Below are 22232 nucleotides of genomic sequence, written 5' to 3' on the forward strand. Positions count from 1 at the left end.
AAGGGGGTGATCTAGCCATCGCCTTGACCTGAACCTGTCGGCAAAATGTTCGATGGGCGTGCTGCCCTCGGGCTCCCACGCCCCCTGACGTGCACTGTCGTGCCCGCCGTTCGAACCCGGGAGGGGGTGCCGGCCGTGATACCGGCCGAGGCCGGTCGGCGGTCGGCGGCCGGCACGAGGACGGATGGAGGAGGACAGCGATGGCCTGGTACCAGGGGCGGAGCCGGATCACGGTGACGGCGGTGGAGGGGCAGTGGCCGCAGCGGGCGGTGGTGACGGTGCGCGGTGGCCGTCCGGTCGAGATTCCCGGGACGGTCGGGGCGAGCCACCTGGTGGACGCCGAGCGCTGGGAGCTCGACCTGGAGCACCGGCGCGAGGGCGAGTGGTGCCCCAACATCCGCGCGGTGCAGGGGCGCTGGCAGGAGGTCCGGGGCGTGCTGACGCAGCTGGTGCACAGCCGCAACCGGGACGGGGGCGGTGACCGCAGCGACCGGAACCTGGTGCTGCGGATCGAGCGCGTCGAACCGGGCGACGGCGCGCCCGTGGACGTGGCCGCGCAGGGCCGCGCCACCGCGCCGCGCACCTCGACGGGCCGGCCGGCGGCGGCGTCCGGGGCGTCGGCCCCGCGGACTTCGGCCGCGCCGGTGCGCGAGACGTCGACCACCTCGTCGGCGCCGACCGTCCGGACCAGCGGTTCGGGGGCCGGGTCGGACGGGCCGGGTCCGTCCGCTCCGTCGCGCGCGGTGACGTCCACCAGTGGCACGGCGACCAGGCCCTCTACCGGCAGCTCCTGGCGGGGCTGACGGGCGTTCTGAGCTGACGGATGTCCTGAGTCCTGAGTCCGCCCGCGTTCCGGCGCGTGGCGGATCCGCTCGGCCGCCCCGCGCCCCGGGGCGGCCGATGTGAACCAGAGCATGCGTGAAACAGGGCACACGCGCACCACGGCACAAGCGCATCGGGGCACACGCGCATCAGAGCCCTCATTGATTCACTCACAACGCACCTGATCTATTCCGTCGCATTCCTGCACAACCGCCCCAGGCGTCAGGGGAATCACTCGGCTATTCCCCGCGGAAACCCGGCCGGGTGGCCAGGGGGATCGGGGTGTCACAGTTTCGGCCAAAGAATTCACACCCGTCATCAGGCGTTCCGGGCGTGGCCGGGAGTCACACCAGCGATTTTGCGGTTCCGATTCCGGGGAGAGTTGCTTTCCGTTCAATCGCCAGGGGTTGCGAGCGGGTGACCCGCCGTGAAGACTGTTCCGCGTTCGTCGTTCCGAGCGTTCGGGCCGTCAAGGTATTGCCCGGTCCTCGCGACGGTTGTGGCAGGTTCCGCACGGTGGCTGCGGGGAGGGATCGCAGGGGGGATAGGCATGCCGGGCGCAACGATCGCGCAGGTCAGGGCCGTCGGAGCGGCCGACTGGAGCGTTCGGGATTCCTGTCCGGCCCCGCCTGCGGGGTGAGGGCATTCGGCGGTCGGCCGTTCGCCGCGCACCGTTCCCGCCCGCCGTTCCCCCGTTCGCCGTTCCGGGGCGGCGTGGAATTCGGGTCGCATTCGCACCGTCCGGTCGGGGAGCGCCGAAGCGGCCGGGAACGGTTCCCCTCGGGCGGGTGCGGCGCCCTGCCGGGAGCGGTCGGGGATTCCCGTTCACACCCAGCCGGCCGTCATCGGCAGGGCTTCCGTCGATTCCCGTTGTTCCCGCGAGTCTTGAGTCGAGGAGCGCAGGTGGCAGGAAATTTCACGGCGTGCTCCACAGTAATCAGGAATTCATCCGCGGACGCTTGCCGCGCCCGCATCTGAGAACCAGTCAACGGGAGCGTCCGCCCATGCCGTACCCCAGTTCCGCGCCCGTCCGCGAGCGCGCGCCGTTCCTCTTACGCCGCTCACGCCGCGAACTGCAGCACCGGCTCGACACGCTCGCGCGCACCCACCGGGTGCCCGGCGCCCAGGTGGTGCTGGACACCGGCTCGGAGGTCGTGGCCCTGCACACCGGTGTGGCCGACGCCGCCACCGGTGCGCCCTTCACCGGGGACACCGTGGTGCCGGTGGGGTCGCTCACCAAGCCCTACACGGCCGCCCTGGTGATGCTCCTCGCCGACGACGGCGACCTCGACCTCGACGACCGGGTCGCCGATCACCTGCCCGAGCTCCGCCGGATGCCAGCAGTAACGATTCGCCAACTCCTCAGCCACACCGGCGGACTGCCCACCGGGCCGGACTCCGACGCCGCCGCCCGGACCACCGCGGCGCACTACCTGTCGTCCGTGTGCACGGCCGGGGACGCGCTCTTCCCGCCCGGGACGGACTTCTCCTACTCCAACGCCGGCTACGTCGCCGCCGGGCGCCTGGTGGAGACGGTGACCGGGATGCCCTGGCACGAGGCCGTGGCCGCCCTGCTGCTCGAACCGCTCGGCACCGTGCCCGTGTTCGTCGACGCGAGCGCACCCGCACGCCCGGTCGCCGCCGGGCACGCGCTCAACGCCGCGACCGGCCGGGCCCGGCCGGTCCGGCAGAACCTGGCCCCGCTGGAGGCCCCGGCCGGCGCCCTGCTGGCGAGCGCCGCGGACCTCGCCGCGCTCGGCGGCGCCCTGGTCGGCCGGGCCAAGGCCCTGCCCCCCGCCGTCGCCGAGGAGATGCGCCGCCCGCAGCCCGGCGCCCGGCCGGGTGCGCTCGCGGACGGCTGGGGCCCGGGGCTCGCCCTCTACCAGCAGGACGGCCGGTTGTGGTGCGGCCACGACGGCAACGCCATGGGGACCTCCTGCCACCTGCGGGCCGACCCGGACAGCGGCGTGGTGGTCGCCTTCGCGGGCAACTCCGGCACCGCCACCGCGCTCTGGCGCGAGCTCGCGGCCGATCTGGCCGAGCTGGCGGGTGTCCGGGTGCCCGCCGCGATCGCGCCCGTGGGCGCGGGCGAGCCCGCCCCCCTGCCCGAGTGCGCGGGCACCTACCGCAACGGTTCGATCCGGTACCGCGTCGAGCCCGCGGGCGACGGATCGTCCACGCTCTCCGTGGACGGCGACCTGCCGCTGCCCCTGCGCTGTTTCGCCGACCTCTCCTACGACCTGCTCGCCCCCGACACCGGCCGCCCCGAGCCGGGCGGGCGCTTCCACCGCGATCCCGCCACGGGCGTGATCGACCGGGTGCAGGTGTCCGGGCGCACGGCGCGTCGCGCCGACCCCGCCTGAGGCGCCCGGCCTCGTCCTGGCCGCCTGCGGCCCTCCCGCCGGCGCCGCTCCACCGGGCTCACCCCCGGCTCGTTCCGTTCCCCCGGCCCCCGTTCCCGGGCCCGAGGGCCGGCCCCCGCCTGCCCCGGCGCCCGCATCGCCTCCTCCCCGTCCGGAAGGACCTTCCGCCATGACCGACCGGCCTGCCCAGCCCGTGCGTTCGTCCGCTCCGCCGCAGGCCGGCGACACCCCTGGCGCCCCGGGGACCGGTGCCGCCCCGGGGAGCGATGCCGCCCCGCCGCCGGCGCACCGGACGCTCGACGCGCTGTTCGCCGCCCAGGTGGACCGCGCGCCGCACGCGCCTGCGGTGACCGACGGCCGGCGCAGCTGGACGTACCGGGAACTGGCCGACCGGGTCGAGCGCCTGGCCCGCGACCTCGCACGGCGCGGCGCAGGGACGGACCGGACGGTGGCGCTGGTCCTGCCGCGCTCCATGGAACTGGTCGCGGCGGAGCTGGCGGTCGCCCGGACGGGCGCCGCCTTCCTGCCCGTGGATCCGGCCTACCCCGCCGGGAGACGGGCGCTGATGCTCGCCGACGCCGCCCCCGCCGTCGTCCTGGACGATCCGGCCCGGGTCCGCGCGCTGCTGGAGACGGACCCGGCCGGCGCCGCAGACACGCCCGACACCGGCCTGGCGGGCCCGACCGGTACCGCGCTGCCGGGCCCGAGCGGGACCGACCACGCGGCGTACGTGATCTACACCTCGGGTTCCACCGGGACGCCCAAGGGGGTGGTCGTCACCCACCGGGGGATCGGCGGCTTCGCGGAGGCGGCCCGCGCGCACTACGCGGTGCGCCCCGGCGACCGGGTGCTGCAGTTCTCCTCGCCCAGCTTCGACGCCTCCGTCCTCGAACTGTTCATCTCCGTCCTGGCCGGCGCCACGTTGGTGATCCCCCCGCACGGCCCCTGGCTGGGCGAGGAACTCGCCGCCGTGCTCGACGAGCACCGCATCACCCACGCCCTCATCCCGCCGGCCGCCCTGGCCACCGTGCCCGGCGGCGCGGGGCGCCACCTGCGCACGCTGATCGTCGGAGCCGAGGCCTGCCCCGCCGACCTGGTCGACCGCTGGGCGCCCGGCCGGCGCATGATCAACTCCTACGGCCCGACCGAGGCGACCATCGTCGCCACCTGGACCGGCCCGCTGGCCGCCGGCAGCGGCGCACCCCCCATCGGCGGCGCGCTGCCGCACACCCGGGCGTACGTGCTCGACGCGGCCATGCGGACCCAACAGCCAGGCACCGACGGCGAGTTGTACGTCGGCGGCGAGGGCGTGGCCCGCGGCTACCTGGGCCGCCCCGGCCTGACCGCCGGGCGCTTCGTCGCCGACCCCTTCGGCCCGCCCGGCGCCCGGCTCTACCGCACCGGCGACCGGGCCCGGTGGACGGCCGACGGGGAGCTGGAGTTCCTCGGCCGGCTCGACCGGCAGGTGAAGATCCGCGGCTTCCGGATCGAACCGGGGGAGATCGAGGCCGCCCTGCGGGCGCACCCCGCCGTCGACCAGGCCGTCGTCGTGGTCCGGGAGGACGAACCGGGCCGCGAACGCCTGGTCGGCTACGCCACGCCCGCCGACCACGAGCACGCCCCGGATCCGGCGGAGCTGCGCGCGGCACTGGCCGCCGCCCTGCCGGCCCACCTGGTGCCGTCCGCCGTCGTCGTCCTGGCCGCGCTGCCGCTCACCCCGCAGCACAAGATCGACCAGCAGGCGCTGCCCGCGCCCGCCCGCCCCGGGGCGGCCGGATCCGTCGCCCCGAGCACCGAGCGCGAACGCGCCCTGGCCGCCATCTGGGCCGAGGTCCTCGGCGTCGACGCGGTGGGCGCGACGGACGACTTCTTCGACCTGGGCGGCGACTCGATCCTCGCCGCCCGGACCTTGGCCCGGGTCGCCGAGCGGCTGGGCGTCCGGCTCACACTCCGGGACGTCTTCACCGCGCGGACGGTCGCCGCCCTGGCCCCGCTGGTGGACGAGCGGCACACCGCCGCGCCGCCGGAGCCGATCCCGCCCGCCCCGCGCGAGGAGCCGCTGCCGCTGTCCAGCGCCCAGCGCCGCCTGTGGTTCCTCGACGACCTCACCGTCGGGGGGACGGAGTACAACACCGGCGTCGCCCTGCGGCTGCACGGAACGACGGACCCGGAGGCCCTGCGCCGGGCCCTCGGCCGGCTCGCCGCCCGTCACGACTCGCTGCGCACCACCTTCGCCACCGTCGACGGGCAGCTCGTGCAGCGCGTCGCGGCGGCGGGCACCCTGCCGCTGCGCACCGCGGACGTCGGCGACCGGCCGGCCGGGGAGCGCGCCGAGGCGGCCGAACGGCTGCTGACCGAGGAGCTGAACCGGCCCTACGACCTGACGGACGGCCCGCTCGCCCGGGCACTGCTGGTCCGCCTCGCCGCCGACGAGCACCTGCTGCTGCTGGCGCAGCACCACATCATCACCGACGGCTGGTCGGTGGGCGTCCTCACCCGCGAACTGGCCGCGCTCTACCGGGCGGAGGTCTCCGGCGAACCGGACGCGCTCGCCGCCCCCGCCCTCCAGTACCCCGACTTCGCGCGCTGGGAGCAGCGCCGGCGGACCGAGGGCGCCGGGGCGGAGGACGCGCCGGACCTCGCCTACTGGAGGCGGAACCTGGCGGAGCTGCAACCCCTGCAACTGCCCACCGACCGGCCCCGGCCCGCCCAGCGCACGACGAACGGCGCGGCGCACCGCCACCGCCTCCCGGCCGAACTGGTGGCCCGGCTGCGGCACCTCGCCGCGGGCCGCGGCACGACGCTGTTCACCCTGTTCGCGGGGGCGTCCGCGCTGCTGTTCTCGCGCTACTCCGGCCAGCGGGACGTGGCGTTCGGCACCGTCACCACCGGGCGCGACCGGCGGGAGCTGGAGGAGGTGACCGGCTTCTTCGTCAACACCGTGGTGCTGCGCGGCGACGTGGACGAGCGGGCCACCGTCGACCGGTTCGTGGAGAGCGTGCGCACCACCCTGCTGGACGCCTTCGCCCACGCGGCGGTGCCCTTCGACCGGGTGGTCGAGGAACTGGCCCCGCCCCGGGACCCGAGCCGCACCCCGCTGGTCCAGGTCATGGTCGTTCAGCAGAGCCCCACCACCCCGCCGCCCGCCGGAGGCCTGCGCTTCGAGGACCACCCGCTGCCCCGCCCGGCCGCCCGGTTCGACCTGGTGCTGGAGTTCACCCCGGAGGGCACCGACGGCTGCGCGCTGACGGTGGAGTACAACACGGACCTGTTCGACGCCCGGACGGTGGCCCGGATGGCGCGCCACCTGCACCGCCTGCTGGCGGGCATGGCGGACGGCCCGCAGCGCATCCTCGCCGAACTGCCCATGCTCTCCGAGGAGGAGCAGCGCACGCTGCTCGACTCCTGGAACCCGCCCGCGCACGGCGCCCGCGACCTCCCGGACACCGTGCTGCCCGTGCTGCCCGTGCTGTTCGAGGCGCAGACGGCCCGCGCGCCCGGGCGGACCGCCGTCGGCTGCGGCCCGGTGCGGCGGGACTACGCGGAGGTCAACCGGCGGGCCAACCGCCTCGCCCGGCTGCTGGTCGCCCGGGGCGCGGGCCCCGAGCGGCTGGTCGCGCTGTGCCTGCCGCGCTCCGCCGACCTGCCGTCGGTGCTGTGGGCGGTGCTCAAGTCGGGTGCGGCGTACCTGCCGGTGGACCCGGGCTACCCGGCCGAGCGGATCCGCTTCATGCTGGCGGACGCCGGGCCCGCGCTGGTCCTCGCCACCCGGGAGACGGCGGCCGCGCTGCCCGAGGGGTGGCCCGTCCTGCTGCTGGAGGACGGCGCCGGCCTCGCCCCCGACCCGGCGGGCGCTGATTCGGCGGACGCCGATCTCACGGACGCCGACCGCCTCCGGCCGCTGCTGCCGGAGCACCCCGCCTACGTCATCTACACCTCGGGGTCGACCGGCCGGCCCAAGGGCGTCGTGATCACCCACCGCAGCGTCGTCGCCCTCGCCCGCTGGGCGGCCGAGCGGTTCGGGCCCGGCGGGCTGGACCACGTGCTCGCCGCCACCTCGCTCAACTTCGACGTGTCGGTCTTCGAGCTGCTCTGCCCGCTGCTGGCGGGCGGCAGCGTCGAGGTGGTCGCCGACCTCGCCGCCCTCGCCGAGGAGCCGGCCCCGCGCCGTGTCGGCCTGGTCAGCGGCGTGCCCTCGGTGATCTCCCGACTGCTCGCCGGGGGCGCCGCCCCGGTCGACGCGGGCACCGTCGTGCTGGCCGGCGAGGCCCTCTCCGCCCAGGCGGTGGGCGACCTGCGGCGCGCCCTGCCCGGCAGCGCGATCGCCAACATCTACGGCCCCACCGAGGCCACCGTCTACGCCACCGCCTGGTTCGCCGGTGACCGGCTGCCGGAGCAGGCGCCGCCGATCGGCAGGCCGCTCGCGCTGACCCGGACGTACGTCCTCGACCCCGGGCTGCGCCCGCAACCGCCGGGCGTGGTCGGCGAGTTGTACCTCGGGGGCGGCGGCCTGGCGCGCGGCTACCTGGGCCGCCCCGGGCTGACCGCCGCCCGGTTCGTCGCCGACCCGTACGGCGCGCCGGGGGAGCGGATGTACCGCACCGGCGACCGGGTGCGGTGGAACGCCGACGGCGAGCTGGAGTACCTCGGCCGGATCGACCAGCAGGTCAAGGTGCGCGGCTTCCGGATCGAACTGGGCGAGGTGGAGGAGGCGCTGCGGCGCTGCGAGGGCGTGGCGGAGGCGGCCGCCACCGTCGCCGACGGCGAGGGAAACCGGCGCCTGGTCGGCTACGTGGTCCCCGTCCCGGGCGGCCGGGTGGAGCCCGAGGCCGTGCGCCGGGCGCTCGGCCTGGCCCTGCCCGACTACCTGGTGCCCTCGGCCGTCGTGCCGCTGCCCGCGCTGCCGCTCAACCCCAACGGCAAGCTCGACCGGAGCCGGCTGCCCGACCCGGGGCCGGCCGTGCCCGCCGTACGCCACGTCGCCCCCCGCACCCCCGCCGAACAGGCGCTCGCCACCATCTGGGCGGAGGTGCTGCGGCTGGAACGGGTCGGCGCGGACGACAACTTCTTCGACCTCGGCGGCGACTCCATCCTCGGCATCCAGGTGGTGGCCCGCTCCCGGCAGGTGGGGCTGGCGGTGACCTCCGGGGACCTCTACCGGCACCAGACGGTCGCCGCGCTGGCCCGGTGCGCGGACGACGCCGAACGGCCGGCCGTGACCGCCCGGGTGGCCGCCACCGGGGCGGGCGTCCTGACCCCGATCCAGCGCTGGTGGCTCGACCGGGCCGCCGGGCGCGCCGGGCACTTCAACCAGGCGCTCTCCCTCCTGCTGGGCGCCGACGTGGACAGGGCGGCGCTGGAGGACGCCCTGAACGACGTGGTCGCCCACCACGACGCGCTGCGCTCGGCCTTCACGGCCGAGGCCGGTGAGCCCGACGCCGCAGAGCCCGAGGTCGGAGAGCCCCGCACCGCAGAGCCCCGCGACGGCGAGCCCGGTACCGGCCCCGGCGTGCGCTGGCGGATCGACGACCGGGCGCCCCGGATCCGCCTGGGCCGGCACACCGGCCCGGACGGCGACACCCCGCACTTCGGCCCCTTCGACCTGGGCGGCGGCGACGGCCCGCTGCTGCGCGCCGTGCTGCACGAGCGCGGTGCGGGGCAGCCGCCGGTCCTGCACCTGGCCGTCCACCACCTGGTCGTCGACGGGGTCTCCTGGCGGGTGCTGGCGGAGGACCTCGACACGGCCTACCGCGCCCGCCGCGACGGCCGGGACGGGGCGGCGGCCCTGCCGGCGAAGTCCTCGCCGCTGCGGCAGTGGGGCGAGCGGCTCGGCGCGTACGCCGCGGCGGGCGGCTTCGAGGACGAGACGGAGTACTGGGCGCGGGCCGTCCCCGGGCAGGACGGTGACGCCCCGGCGGACCCGTTCCCGGCCGACCTCGCGGGGGCCGACACCCACGCCTCGGCCCGCTCCGTCACCGTGCGCCTCGACGCCGCCGACACCGCCGCCCTCCTGCGCACCCTGCCCGACACCTACCGCACCCAGGCCAACGACGTGCTGCTGAGCGCCCTCGGCCGGGCCCTGTGCGGGGCGAGCGGGCTGGAGCGGGTCGTGGTGGACGTCGAGGGGCACGGGCGCGAGGAACTGTTCGCCGACCTCGACCTGAGCCGCACGGTCGGCTGGTTCACCACCCGGCACCCCGTCGCGCTGGCCGTGCCCGCCAGGGCCGACTGGGACGGCGTCCTCAAGCGGGTCAAGGAGCAGCTGCGCGCCGTCCCCCGACGGGGCCTCGGTTTCGACGCCCTGCGCCACCTGGGGCGCCCAGGCACGGCCCCCGACGCCCCGGCCGCGCGGATCAGCTTCAACTACCTCGGCCGGATGTCCTTCCCGCAGGACGCGGCCGGGCTCTACCGCGGCACCTTCCGGCCCCTGGAACTGGACGCCGACCCGCACGTCGAGCGCCCGCACGCCCTGGAGGTGGTCGGCCGACTCGACGGCGACGCGCTGGAGTTCAGCTGGTTCTACTCCGGTGCCGTGCACCGGCGCGACACCGTCGAGGCCCTGGCCCGGCACTTCGCCGCCGAGCTGGCCGACCTCGCGCGGTACGCGGCCCGCCCGGGCGCCGCCGGGCGCACCCCGTCCGACTTCCCGCTGGCCCGGCTCGACCAGGCGGCCGTGGACCTGATCACCGGCGACGACCCGGGCGCGGTGGAGGACGTCCTCCCGCTGACGCCGACCCAGTCCGGGATGCTCTTCCACGGCCTCGCCGAGGAGGACAGCGGCGCCTACTTCCAGCAGCTGGACTTCGTCCTGGACGGCGTGCCCGACCCGGGGCGGCTCGCCGCCGCCTGGCAGTGGGTCACCGACCGCACCCCGGTGCTGCGCGCCCACGTCCGCTGGCAGGAGGTGCCCGAGCCGCTGCTGGTGGTGCGGCGGCGGGCGGCCGTGCCGGTCACCCACCTGGACTGGCGCGAGCTGTCCGAGCCCGAGTGCGGGGGCCGGCTGGCCGAGCTCCTGGACCGCGACCGGGCCCGAGGGCTGGACCTGGCCCGGGCCCCGCTCCAGCGGCTGCTGCTCATCCGCCTCTCCGACACCCGGGTGCGCGTGCTGTGGTCCTTCCACCACCTCGTCCTGGACGGCTGGAGCCTCTTCCAGGTGCTGTCCGACGTGTTCGCCGTGCATGCCGCGCTGGCCCGCTCCGGGCCGGAGGCGGGAGAAGTCCCGTCCGGCACTGTGCCATCCGGCACCGTCCCGTCCGGCACCCTGCCATCCGGCACCGAGTCCTTCGGCACCGTCCCGTACGGCACGGTGCCGGAGCGCCGGCCCTACCGCGACTTCGTGGCCTGGCTGCGCGAGCGCGACCCGGCGGAGGCCGAGCGGCACTGGCGCGGGCGCCTGGCCGGGCTGGCCGAGCCGACGCCGCTGCCGTACGACCGCGAGCCGCGCCAGAGCCACCGCGCGGAATCCACCCGGGCCGTGCCGTTCACCCTGCCCGCCGCCGCGACCCGGGCGCTGGAAGGCCTCGCGCGCAGCTCCGGCCTGACCCTGAACACCCTGGTCCAGGGCGCCTGGGCGATCCTGCTGGGCCGTCAGGCCAACCGGGACGAGGTGGTGTTCGGCACCACCTCGTCCGGGCGGCCGCCCGAGCTGCCCGGCGTCGAGACGATGACCGGCCTGTTCATCACCACCCTGCCCACCCGGACGGCCGTGCCCGCCGACGGCACCCTGCTCGACTGGCTCCGCACGCTGCAACGGGAGCAGGGCGAGGACCGGCGCCACGGCTTCGTCCCGCTCACCCGCCTGCGGGCCGCCACCGTCCTCCCCGAGCAGACCGCCCTGTTCGACAGCATCGTCGTCTTCGAGAACTACCCGGTCGAGGACGATGCGGCCGCCGTGCACGGCCTGCGCCTGCGCGACCTGGACGGCATCGAGACCACCAACTACCCGCTCGCCCTGCTGGCCTACCCGGGGCCGGAGCTGGCCCTGCGGCTGTGCTACGACCCGCGGCTGTTCGACGAGGCCACCGTCCGGCGGATGGCCGGGCAGCTCACGGCTGTCCTGACGGGACTGCCCGGGAGCGCCGGGGGCCCGCCCGCGCGCGTGCCGCTGCTGACCGCCGGGGAGCGCCGACGGATCCTCGTCGACTGGAACGCCACCGCCGTCGGACGGACCGAGCGCGACATCGCGGACCTGTTCGCCGAGCAGGTGCGCCGCCGCCCGGACGCCGTCGCCGTGGAGGCGGGCCACGAGCGCCTCGGCTACCGCGACCTCGACGTCCGCGCCGCCGCCCTGGCCGGCCGGCTGGCCGCGCTCGGCGTCGGCGCCGAACGCCCGGTCGGCGTGCTCATGGACCGCTCCGTCGACCTGGTCGTCGCCCAGCTGGCGCTGGTCCGGACCGGCGGGGTCTACGTGCCGCTGGACGGCAGGGCGCCGCGCGAGCGGCTGCACCTGATGCTGGCCGAGGCCGGCGCGGACCTGCTGCTCACCGACGCGCACGGGGACCGGATGGCCCGCGAACTGCGGCCGGACGGGCAAGTGCTTCGCGTCGACGGGCAGACCTTCGCGGCCCGGCCGGGCCCGGCCGCCCCGGCCACGGCACCGGCGCTCCACCCCGACAACGTCCAGTACCTGATGTTCACCTCGGGCTCCACCGGCACCCCCAAGGGCGTCGCGGTGCGCCGGCGCGACGTCGCCGCGCTCGCCCTGGACCGCGCCTTCACCGGCCACGACCGGGTGCTCGTGCACTCCCCGCACGCCTTCGACGCCGCCACCTACGAGCTGTGGGTGCCGCTGCTGCGCGGCGGCACCGCCGTGCTGGCCCCGCCGGAGGACCTGGACGCCGCCGCCGTCCGCCGCGCCGTCACCGAGCAGGGCGTGCAGTGCCTGTGGCTGACCGCCGGCCTGTTCCGGCTCCTCGCCCAGGAGGACCCGGGCTGCCTGTGCGGCGCCCGGGAGGTGTGGACCGGCGGTGAGGCGGTGCCCGGCGCGGTCGTGCGCCGCGTCCTGGAGGCCTGCCCCGACCTCACCGTGGTCGACGGCTACGGCCCGACCGAGACCACCACGTTCGCGACCCGCCGGGCCTTCCGCCCCGGTGACCGGCTGCCCGCCGTGCTGCCGATCGGACGCCCGCTGGACGACACCCGGGTGTACGTGCTGGACGGCGCCCTCCAGCCGCAACCGCCCGGCATCACCGGCGAGTTGTACATCGCCGGCGCCGGCGTCGCGCGCGGCTACGCGGGCCGGCCCGGCGAGACCGCCGCCCGCTACCTCGCCGATCCCTTCGGGCCGCCCGGCGGCCGGATGTACCGCACCGGCGACACCGCCCGGTGGAGTGAGGACGGCGAACTGCACTTCGTGGGCCGCGCGGACGACCAGATCAAGATCCGCGGCTTCCGCATCGAACCCGCCGAGATCGAGGCGCGGCTCACCGCCCACCCGGCCGTCGCCGAGGCCGTCGTCTCGCTCCACGAGGACGCGGGGCGCAGGCGGCTGGCCGCCCACCTGGTGCCGGCCGGCGGCGCCGAGCCGCCCTCCGCCACGGCGCTGCGCGCCCACCTGGCGGCCGACCTGCCCGACTACATGCTGCCCGCGGCCTTCGTCACGGTCGCCGAACTGCCGCTGACCGCCAACGGCAAGGTGGACCGCCGGAGGCTGCCCGCCCCCGACTGGTCGGCGGCGGGCGACCGCGCCCACCGCGCCCCGAGCACCGACACCGAACGCGTCCTCACCGCGATCTGGGCGGAACTGCTCGGCGTGGAGCGGGTCGGGGTCGACGACGACTTCTTCCTGCTCGGCGGCGACTCGATCCTGAGCATCCAGGTCGTCTCCCGCGCCCGCGCCGCCGGTCTCGCGCTGTCCCCCCGCGACCTGTTCCGGCACCCCACCGTCGCCGCGCTGGCCGCTGCCGCCGGCACCGCAGCCACCGTCGCCGGGACCGAACCGGTCAGCGGCGAGGTGGGCCTGACGCCCATCCAGCACTGGTTCCTCGACCCGCACCCGCCGTACGCCGCGGCCTTCGACCAGTCCGTCGTGGTGGAGGCGCCCGGCGAGGTCGACCCGCAGGCCCTGCGCCGCGCCCTGACCGCCCTGTGGGCCCACCACGACGCCCTGCGCTCCCGCTTCACCACCGGGGCGGACGGCGCCTGGCAGCAGCACTGCGCCCCCGCGGACGCCGCCGTGCCCGAGCTGCTGGAGGTCGTCGACCTCGGCGCCCTGGACCGGGCGGCGGCCGAGGCCGCCGAGGCGCGGGCCACCGAGGCCGCGCACGCCGCGTTCCGGCTGGACACCCTCCCGCTGCTCACCGCCCGCCTGTTCACCACCGACGGCACCCGGCCCGCCCGGCTGCTGCTGGTCGTCCACCACCTGGTCGTCGACGGCGTCTCCTGGCGGATCCTGCTGGAGGACCTGGAGACCGCCTACCGGCAGGCCGTGGAGGGCCGGCCGCTGCGCCTGCCCGCCCGCACCACCTCCGTGCGGGAGTGGACCCGCCGCCTGCGCGAGCACACCGCGGCCGGCGGCTTCGCGGGCCGGCGCGCCCACTGGGCGGCGGCCGCCCGGCACTGCGCGGCCGCGCTGCCGGTGGACGGCGACGGCGGCAACACCGCCGCCGACCTGCGCGCCGTCACCGTCCGGCTGGACCGCGAGCGCACCGGGAGCCTGCTGCGCAAGGTCCCCGGGGTCTACCGCACCCGGATCGACGACGTCCTGCTCACCGCCCTGGGCCGGGTGCTCGCCGAGTGGACCGGGCGGCGCACCGTCGCGATCGGCCTGGAGGGGCACGGCCGCGAGGACCAGCTGTTCGAGGACGTCGACCTGTCCCGCACGGTCGGCTGGTTCACCTCGCTCTTCCCCGTCGCCCTCGACGTCCCGGACGGGGACTGGGGCACCGCGCTGAAGGCCGTCAAGGAGCAGCTGCGGGCGGTGCCGGAGCGCGGCCTCGGCTACGGCGCGCTGCGCCACCTCGCCCGGGACGAGCAGCTCGCCGACGCCCCGGCCCCCGGGATCAGCTTCAACTACCTGGGCCGCTTCGACTGGTCCGCCGACGGCGCCGCCCTGGTGCGCGCCGTCCCCGGCGGCCTCGGCGGCGCGGAGGCGCCCGGCGCCGAGCGCCCGCACCTGCTGGACGTCGTCGCCCGGGTCGAGGACGACCGGCTGGAGATCGGCTGGTACTACAGCGCCGGCCGGCACCACGAACGGACCGTCACCGCGCTCGCGGACGCCATGCTGCGCGCCCTGGAGGACCTCGTCGCGCACTGCGCCGAGCCCGGCGCCGGCGGCCGCACCCCCGCCGACTTCCCGCTGGCCCGGCTGGACCAGGCGGCGGTGGACCGGATCGCCGGGGACGGCCGCTCCGTCGCGGACGTGTACCCGCTGACGGCGATGCAGGCGGGCATGCTCTTCCACAGCCTGCTGGACCCGGACGCCCACACCTACGTCAACCAGGTCCAGCTGGTCCTCTCCGGCGTCACCGACCCGCACGCCCTGGCCGCCGCCTGGCAGCAGACCGTGGACGCCAACGCGGTGCTGCGCACCCGGCTCGCCTGGCAGGACACCGCCGAGCCGCTCCAGGTCGTCCAGCACCGGGCCGCCGTCCCGGTGACCCACCACGACTGGACGGGCCGCCCGGCCGACCGGATCGAGCGGGACACCGCCCGGCTGCTCGCCGAGGACCGCGCGGCCGGCCTCGACCTGGCCGCCGCGCCGCTGATGCGGCTGACCCTGGTCCGGCTGTCGCCGACCCGGGTGCGGGTGGTGTGGACCTTCCACCACGTCCTGCTCGACGGGTGGAGCGCGGCCCAGGTCTTCGACGAGGTGTGCGAGCGCTACGCCGCCCTGGCCGCCGGGCGCCGGCCGAACCCGGTCGTGCGCGCCCCCTTCGCCGACTACCTGCGCTGGCTGTCCGGGCAGGACCCGGCGCGGGTCGAGCGGTACTGGCGCGACACCCTGGCCGGGTTCCCCGCCCCCACCGAACTGCCCCGCGACCGGCGCCCGGCCGAGGCGCACCGCGCCTCCTCCTCGGCATCGGTGCGGGTGACCCTCGACAACGACCTGTCGGAGCGGCTGCGGACCACCGCCCGGCAGGCCGGGCTGACCGTCAACACCGTGCTCCAGGGCGCCTGGGCGCTGCTGCTCTCCCGCTACGGCGGCGGGGACGACGTGGTCTTCGGCACGATCGTCTCCGGCCGGCCCGCCGAACTCCCGGGCGTCACCTCGATGGTGGGGCTGTTCATCAACGCCCTGCCCACCCGGGTGCGGATCGACGCCGGCCGCTCGCTGCTGGAGTGGCTGCGGGAGCTCCAGGACGCCCAGTCGGAGGCCCGCCGGTACGACGCCGTCTCCCTGGCGCAGCTCCAGAACTGGAGCGAACTGCCGGGCGGAACGGCCCTGTTCGACAGCATCGTGGTCTTCGAGAACTACCCGTTCGACGCGCAGGCGCTGACCCGGCACGGCCTGGGCGTCGAGACCGAGCACGTCCTGGAGCCGACCAACTACCCGCTCGGCGTGGTGGTCGCCCCCGGCGACGCCATCGCGGTCAGCCTCGACCACGACCCGGCCGTCTTCGACACCGCGACCGTCGAGGCGCTCGGGGCGGGCCTGCACACCCTGCTGACGGCGATGGCGGCCGGCCTCGACCGGCCGGCGGCGCAGCTGCCGCTGCTCGACCCGCTGCGAGGACGCGAACTCGTCGACCGCTTCGGCGGGGCGGTGGTCGAGGCACCGCAGGACACCGTGCCCGAGGCCTTCGCCCGGCAGGCCGCCCGCACGCCCGACGCCCCGGCCGTCCGCTGCGGCGACGTGCAGCTGACCTACCGGGAGCTCGACGAACGGGCCAACCGGCTGGCCCGGCTGCTGATCGCGGCCGGCGCCGGGCCCGAGCGGTTCGTCGCGCTCGCGCTGCCCCGCACCGCCGACCTGGCCGTGGCGCTGCTGGCGGTGCTCAAGAGCGGCGCCGCCTACCTGCCGGTCGACCCCGGGTACCCGGCCGAGCGGATCGCGTTCCTCTTCGCGGACGTCCGGCCCGACGCCGTGGTCACCGACACGGAGACCGGAGGGCGGCTGCCGGCGGGCCCGTTCACCCGGATCGTGCTCGACGACCCGGGGTGCGCCGAACGGCTCGCCGCCGCCCGCCCCGACGCCGTGCGCGACGACGAACGGCTCGGCGCCCTGCTGCCGCAGCACCCCGCGTACGTCATCCACACCTCCGGCTCGACCGGCCGCCCCAAGGGCGTCGTGGTCGCCCACGCCTCGGTCCTGGCCCTGACCGACTGGGCCGCCGCCGAGTTCGCCGACCACGGCCTGGCCCACGTGGTGGCCGCCACCTCGCTCAACTTCGACGTGTCGGTGTTCGAGATCTTCTCGCCCCTGCTCGCCGGCGGCTGCGTGGAGCTCGTCCGGGACCTGCTGGCCCTGGCCGAGCGCCCCGGGCCGTGGCGGGCCGGCCTGCTCAGCGCGGTGCCCTCCGCCCTGGGCGGCCTCCTCGCGGAGGACGCCGTGCACCTCGGCGCGGACACCGTCGTCCTGGCCGGCGAGGCCCTGCCCGCCCGCACCGTGCGCCGGCTGCGCGAGGCCGTCCCCGGCTGCCGGGTGCTGAACATCTACGGCCCCACCGAGGCCACCGTCTACGCCACCGCCTTCGCCTGCGACCCCGCCGACCCCGACCGCGACCCGCCGATCGGCCGCCCGGTCGGCGGCGCCCGGGCCTACGTCCTGGACGACCGGCTGCGCCCGGTGCCCGTCGGCGCGCCGGGGGAGCTGTACCTGGCCGGCACCGGCGTCGCCCGCGGCTACCTGCGCCGCCCGGGCCTGACCGCCGCCCGGTTCCTGCCCGACCCCTTCGGCCCGCCCGGGCGCCGGATGTACCGCACCGGGGACCTGGTGCGCTGGACGGCCGACGGCGACCTCGGCTACCTCGGCCGCGCGGACGACCAGGTCAAGGTGCGCGGCTTCCGGATCGAACTCGGCGAGGTCGAGGCCGCCCTGGCCCGCCACCCGCAGGTGTCGGCCGCCGCCGCCCGGGTCGTCGACCACGACGGCCACCGGCGCCTGGTGGGCTACGCGGTAGCCCGTGACGGCGCACTGCCCGACCCCGTCGAGTGGCGCGCCTTCCTCGGGAGCACCCTCCCCGACCACCTGGTGCCCGCGCTGGTGGTGCCGCTGGAGCGGCTGCCGCTCGGCGCCACCGGCAAACTCGACCGCCGTGCGCTGCCCGCCCCGGTGTGGGCCGCCCCGGCCGCACGCGGTGAGCGACCGCCGCGCACCGCGACCGAACGCACCCTCGCCGCGATCTGGCGCGAGGTGCTCGGCGTGCCCGACGTGGGCGCGGACGACAACTACTTCGCGCTCGGCGGCGACTCGATCCTGGGCATCCAGATCGTCTCCGCGGCCCGCCGGGCCGGCCTCGCGCTCACCCCCCGGCACCTGTTCGCCCACCAGACCCTGGCCGAACTCGCCCTCGCCGCCGAGGAGTCGCCGAGCCCGGCGGTCGCCGCCGAACAGGGCGCCGTGGTCGGCGACGCCCCGCTCACCCCCGTCCAGCACTGGCTGCTGGACACCCTCGGCGGGGACACCGCCCAGTTCACCCAGTCGGTCTCCTTCACCCTCGCCCCCGACACCGAGGAGCCCCTGCTGCGGGCCGCGCTCGCCGCCGTCCTGGACCACCACGACGCGCTGCGCCTGCGGTTCCAGCCGCTCGGCGACGGGCGGTGGCGCCAGCACGGCACCGCGCCCGGCGACCTGCCGGAGCTGCGCACGCATCAACTGCCCGCCGCCCCGGCGCTGGAGCGCGAGGCGACGCTGCGCGAGCTGGGCGAGCGCCTGGCCGCAGGCTTCGACCTGGCCGAAGGGCCGCTGCTGCGGGCCGCGCTGTGCCGCTTCGACGGCGAGCGGCGCCCCGTCCTGCTGCTGGCCGCGCACCACCTGGTGGTCGACGCGGTGTCCTGGCGCGTCCTCCTGGAGGACCTGGACACCGCCCACCGCGCGCTGCGGGCGGGTGGGCGGCCCGACCTCGGCCCCAAGAGCACCTCCTTCCGGGCCTGGGCCGAACGGCTCGCCGAGCACACCGCGGCCGGCGGCTTCGACGACGAGCACGCCCACTGGTACGGGCTGGACGACGGCGCCGCGACCGCCCTGCCGACCGACCTGGACGGCGCCAACACGGCCGCCACCGAGGAGTCGCTGGACCTCGCCCTCGACGCCGAGGACACCCGCCGGCTGCTCCAGGACGTCCCGGAGGTCTACCGCACCCGGGTCAACGACGTCCTGCTCTGCGCCCTGGGCCGGGTGCTGGCCCGCTGGACCGGCCGGGACCGGGTCACGGTCGCCCTGGAGGGCCACGGCCGCGAGGAACTGTTCGACGGGGTCGACCTCTCCCGGACCGTCGGCTGGTTCACCACGCTGTACCCGGTGGCCCTGGACGTGCCCCGGGACGCCGACACCGGCACCGCCCTGAAGACCGTCAAGGAGAACCTGCGCGCCGTACCGCGCGGCGGGCTCGGCTACGGCGCCCTGCGCCACCTGCGGCCCGCCGCCGACCCCAGGCTGCCCGACCTGCCGCAGATCGGCTTCAACTACCTGGGCCGGCAGGACTGGACCCCCGCCCCCGGCGGCCTGCTGCACGCCCCGGCCGGCCCGCTCACCGGCGGCATGGACCGCGCCGCGGACCGTCCGCACCTGCTGGACGTGCTCGGCCGGGTGAGCGACGGGAAACTGGCGTTCACCTGGTCGTACTCCCGCGCGGTGCACCACCGCGCCACCGTCGCCCGGCTCGCCGCCGAACTGCTGGACGAGCTGCGGGAGATCGTCCGCCACTGCGCCCAACCCGGCGCGGGCGGCCGCACCCCCGCCGACTACCCGCTGGCCAACCTGGACCAGGCCGCCGTCGACCGACTGGCCGGCACCGGACGGGACGTGACGGAGATCCAGCCGCTCACCCCCACCCAGACCGGCATGGTGCTGCACGGCCTGGACGAGGCCGAACACGGCCTGTACGTCGAGCAGATCACCTTCGTGCTGGACGGCGCCCGCGACCTGCGGCCGCTGGCCGCCGCCTGGCAGCACGTCGTCGACCGCACCCCCGTGCTGCGCACCGCCGTCGTCCTGCGCGACGTGCCCGTACCCCTCCAGGTGGTCCACCGGGAGGCGACGCTGCCGGTCACCGAACACGACTGGAGCGCACTGCCGGAAGCCGAGCGCGAAGCCCGCCTGGAGCGGCTGCTCGCCGACCAGCGGGCCCGCCCGCTGGCCCTGGACCGGGCCCCGCTGCTGCGGCTCGACCTGATCCGGCTCGGCCCGGACGCGGCGCGCGTGGTGTGGACCTTCCACCACGTGCTGCTCGACGGGTGGAGCGTCTTCCACGTCCTGTCCGACGTCCTGGCCGCCCACGCCGCGCTCGCCCGCGGCGACCGGCCGGGCCTGCCCGAGCGCCGGCCCTTCGCGGACTACGTCGGCTGGCTCGCCGCCCGCGACACCGCCGCCGCCGCGGAGCACTGGCGCGGCGTCCTGGCGGACCTCACCACCACCGCGCTGCCCTACGACCGCAGGCCCGCCCAGGGCGACACGGCCCGCTCCGGCGCCTGGCTCTCGCACCGCCTGGCCGAGGCCGAGACGGAGCGGCTCCAGGAGTTCGCCCGCCGGCACCGGCTCACCCTCAACACCCTGGTGCAGGGCGCCTGGGCGCTGCTGCTGTCGCGGTGGAGCGGGGAGCAGCGGGTGTGCTTCGGCACCACCGTCTCCGGGCGCCCGGCCGACCTGGCCGGCTCCGACGCCATCGTCGGCCTGTTCATCACCACCCTGCCCGCCCGCGTCACCGTCGACGGCGCCCAGCCCTGTGCCGCCTGGCTGCGCGCGCTCCAGGAGGAGCAGGCCGAGGACCGCCGCTTCGACCACCTGCCGCTGGCCGCGATGCACGGCCTGAGCGGGCTGGCGCCCGGGACGGCGCTGTTCGACAGCCTGGTGGTCTTCGAGAACTACCCGGTCGGGGACGCGACGGCCGGCGCCCACGGCCTGCTGATCCGCGAACTGGACGCCAGGGAGGCCACCAACTACCCGCTCACCGTGGTCGTCTCGCCCGGCGACCGGCTCGCCGTCGAACTCGGCCACGACCCCCGGTACATCGACCGGGACACCGCCGAGAAACTGGCCGCCCAACTGCTGCACACCCTCGCCGCGCTGGCCGGCTCGGACGGCACCGCCCGCCTGGACGACCTCGACCTGCTGCCGCCCGGGGAACGCGAGCGGCTGCTGCGCGGCCCGGCCCGCCCGGCGGGCGGCCCGGTGCCCCCGGCGGCCCTGCCCGCCCTGGTCGAGGCCGCCGTGGACCGCCGGCCGCACGCCCCGGCGCTGAGCGCCCCCGGACTGGAGCTGACCTTCGCCGAGGCCGAGGCGCACGCCAACCGCCTGGCGCACCGGCTCATCGCGCGCGGCGCCGGCCCCGGCGAGGTGGTCGCCCTCCTGCTGCCGCGCTCGGCGGACATGGTGCTCGCCCAGCTGGCGGTGGCGAAGACCGGTGCCGCGTTCCTGCCGGTCGACCCCCACTACCCCGACGAGCGCGTCGAGTTCATGCTGCGCGACGCGGCGCCCGCGCTCACCCTGGACGCCAAGGAGGTCGCGGCGCTGCTGGCCGCCCCGCCGGACGGCGCCCCCGACCACCGCCCCGCCGACCCCGACCGGCTCCGCCCGCTCGACCTGGACGACCCCGCCTACGTCATCTACACCTCCGGCTCCACCGGCACCCCGAAGGGCGTCGTCCTCACCCACCGCGGGCTGGCCGCCTTCGCCGCCGCCGAGGCCGAGCACTACCAAGTCGCCCCGGGGGACCGGGTACTGGCCTTCGCCACCCCCAGCTTCGACGCCTCCGTGCTCGAACTGTGCATGTCCCTGCCGCACGGCGCCCGGCTGGTGGTGCCCGCACCCGGGCCGCTGCTCGGCGCCCAACTGGCCGAGGTGCTCCGGACGGAGGCGATCACCCACACCCTGCTGCCGCCGGCCGCCCTCGCCACCCTGCCCGCCGACACCCCCGGCACGCTGCCCGCGCTCAGGACCCTGGTGGTCGGCGCCGACGCGTGCGGCGCCGACCTGGTGGCCCGCTGGGCCCCGCACCACCGCATGGTCAACTCCTACGGCCCCACCGAGGCCACCGTGGTCGCCGCCTGGTCCGCACCGCTGGCCCCGGACGGCGCCGCGCCGCCGATCGGCCGCCCGCTGCCCGGCACCGGCGCCTACGTCCTGGACGCCCGCCTGCGGCCGGTGCCCGACGGCGTCACCGGCGAACTGTGGCTGAGCGGAACGGCCCTGGCCCGCGGCTACCTCGGCCGGCCGGGCCTGACCGCCGCCCGCTTCACCGCCGACCCGTACGGGCCGCCCGGCACCCGGATGTACCGCACCGGCGACCTGGTGCGCCGCGACCACCGGGGCGAACTGCACTACCTGGGCCGCACCGACCACCAGCTCAAGCTGCGCGGCCACCGCATCGAGGCGGGCGAGGTCGAGGCCGTCCTGGTGCGCCACCCGGCCGTGCTGGACGCCGTGGTGACGGTGCGGGAGGACGAGCCCGGGCTGCCCCGCCTGGTCGCCCACCTGCTCGCGGCCCCCGGCGCCGAACCGCCGACCGGCGCCGAACTGCGCGCCCTGGCCGCCCGCTCCCTGCCCGGCCACCTCGTCCCCTCGGCCTTCGCCGTCCTCGACCGCTTCCCGCTCACCGCGAGCGGCAAGACCGACCGCGCCGCGCTGCCCGCCCCCGCACCCGAGGAGGAGCAGCGGCCCGACCGGCTGGCGCCCCGCACGCCCACCGAGGAGGCCGTGGCCGAGATCTGGGCCGAGACCCTGCGGACGGCCGTGGGCGTGACGGACGACTTCTTCCAACTGGGCGGCGACTCCATGCGGGCCCTGCTGATCGCCTCCCGCGCCAACGATGCCTTCGGCGTCACGCTCACCCCCCGCGACGTCCTGGTCTCCCGCACCGTGGCCGCCCTGGCGGAACTGGTGGAGGACCAGGTGCTGAGCGAACTCGAGGACGCCGCGTCCGGCGGCCCCGACGATGACGAACGATGACG

3 protein-coding genes are annotated in these 22232 nt (G+C 76.8%); all 3 read left to right on the top strand.

Going from position 1 to position 22232, the window contains the following annotated elements; translation table 11 throughout:
* Window positions 1-200: 200 nt before the first annotated feature.
* The 3 genes from ACFWPI_RS29185 (at window position 201) to ACFWPI_RS29195 (ending at window position 22230) form a co-directional block, all read left to right on the top strand.
* Window positions 201-803: a hypothetical protein gene (locus ACFWPI_RS29185; protein ID WP_380377015.1), complete on the top strand. Its 603-nt coding sequence runs from the start codon at window positions 201-203 to the stop codon at window positions 801-803.
* A gap of 1023 nt (window positions 804-1826) precedes the next feature.
* On the top strand, window positions 1827-3185 hold the full coding sequence (locus ACFWPI_RS29190) for a serine hydrolase domain-containing protein (RefSeq protein WP_380377013.1): 1359 nt from the start codon (window positions 1827-1829) through the stop codon (window positions 3183-3185).
* A gap of 169 nt (window positions 3186-3354) precedes the next feature.
* The gene (locus ACFWPI_RS29195) at window positions 3355-22230 is read left to right on the top strand and encodes a non-ribosomal peptide synthase/polyketide synthase (protein WP_380377011.1); all 18876 of its coding nucleotides are present in this window, start codon (window positions 3355-3357) and stop codon (window positions 22228-22230) included.
* The last annotated feature ends 2 nt before the right edge of the window (window positions 22231-22232 follow it).

The sequence above is a fragment of the Kitasatospora sp. NPDC058492 genome (genome assembly GCF_042720685.1).
Taxonomy (GTDB): Bacteria; Actinomycetota; Actinomycetes; order Streptomycetales; family Streptomycetaceae; genus Kitasatospora.

Bases quoted from the DNA above. Each gene is read 5' to 3' on its own strand.
- ACFWPI_RS29195 (WP_380377011.1), top strand. From the start codon at position 3,355: ATGACCGACCGGCCTGCCCAGCCCGTGCGTTCGTCCGCTCCGCCGCAG.
- ACFWPI_RS29185 (WP_380377015.1), top strand. From the start codon at position 201: ATGGCCTGGTACCAGGGGCGGAGCCGGATCACGGTGACGGCGGTGGAG.
- ACFWPI_RS29190 (WP_380377013.1), top strand. From the start codon at position 1,827: ATGCCGTACCCCAGTTCCGCGCCCGTCCGCGAGCGCGCGCCGTTCCTC.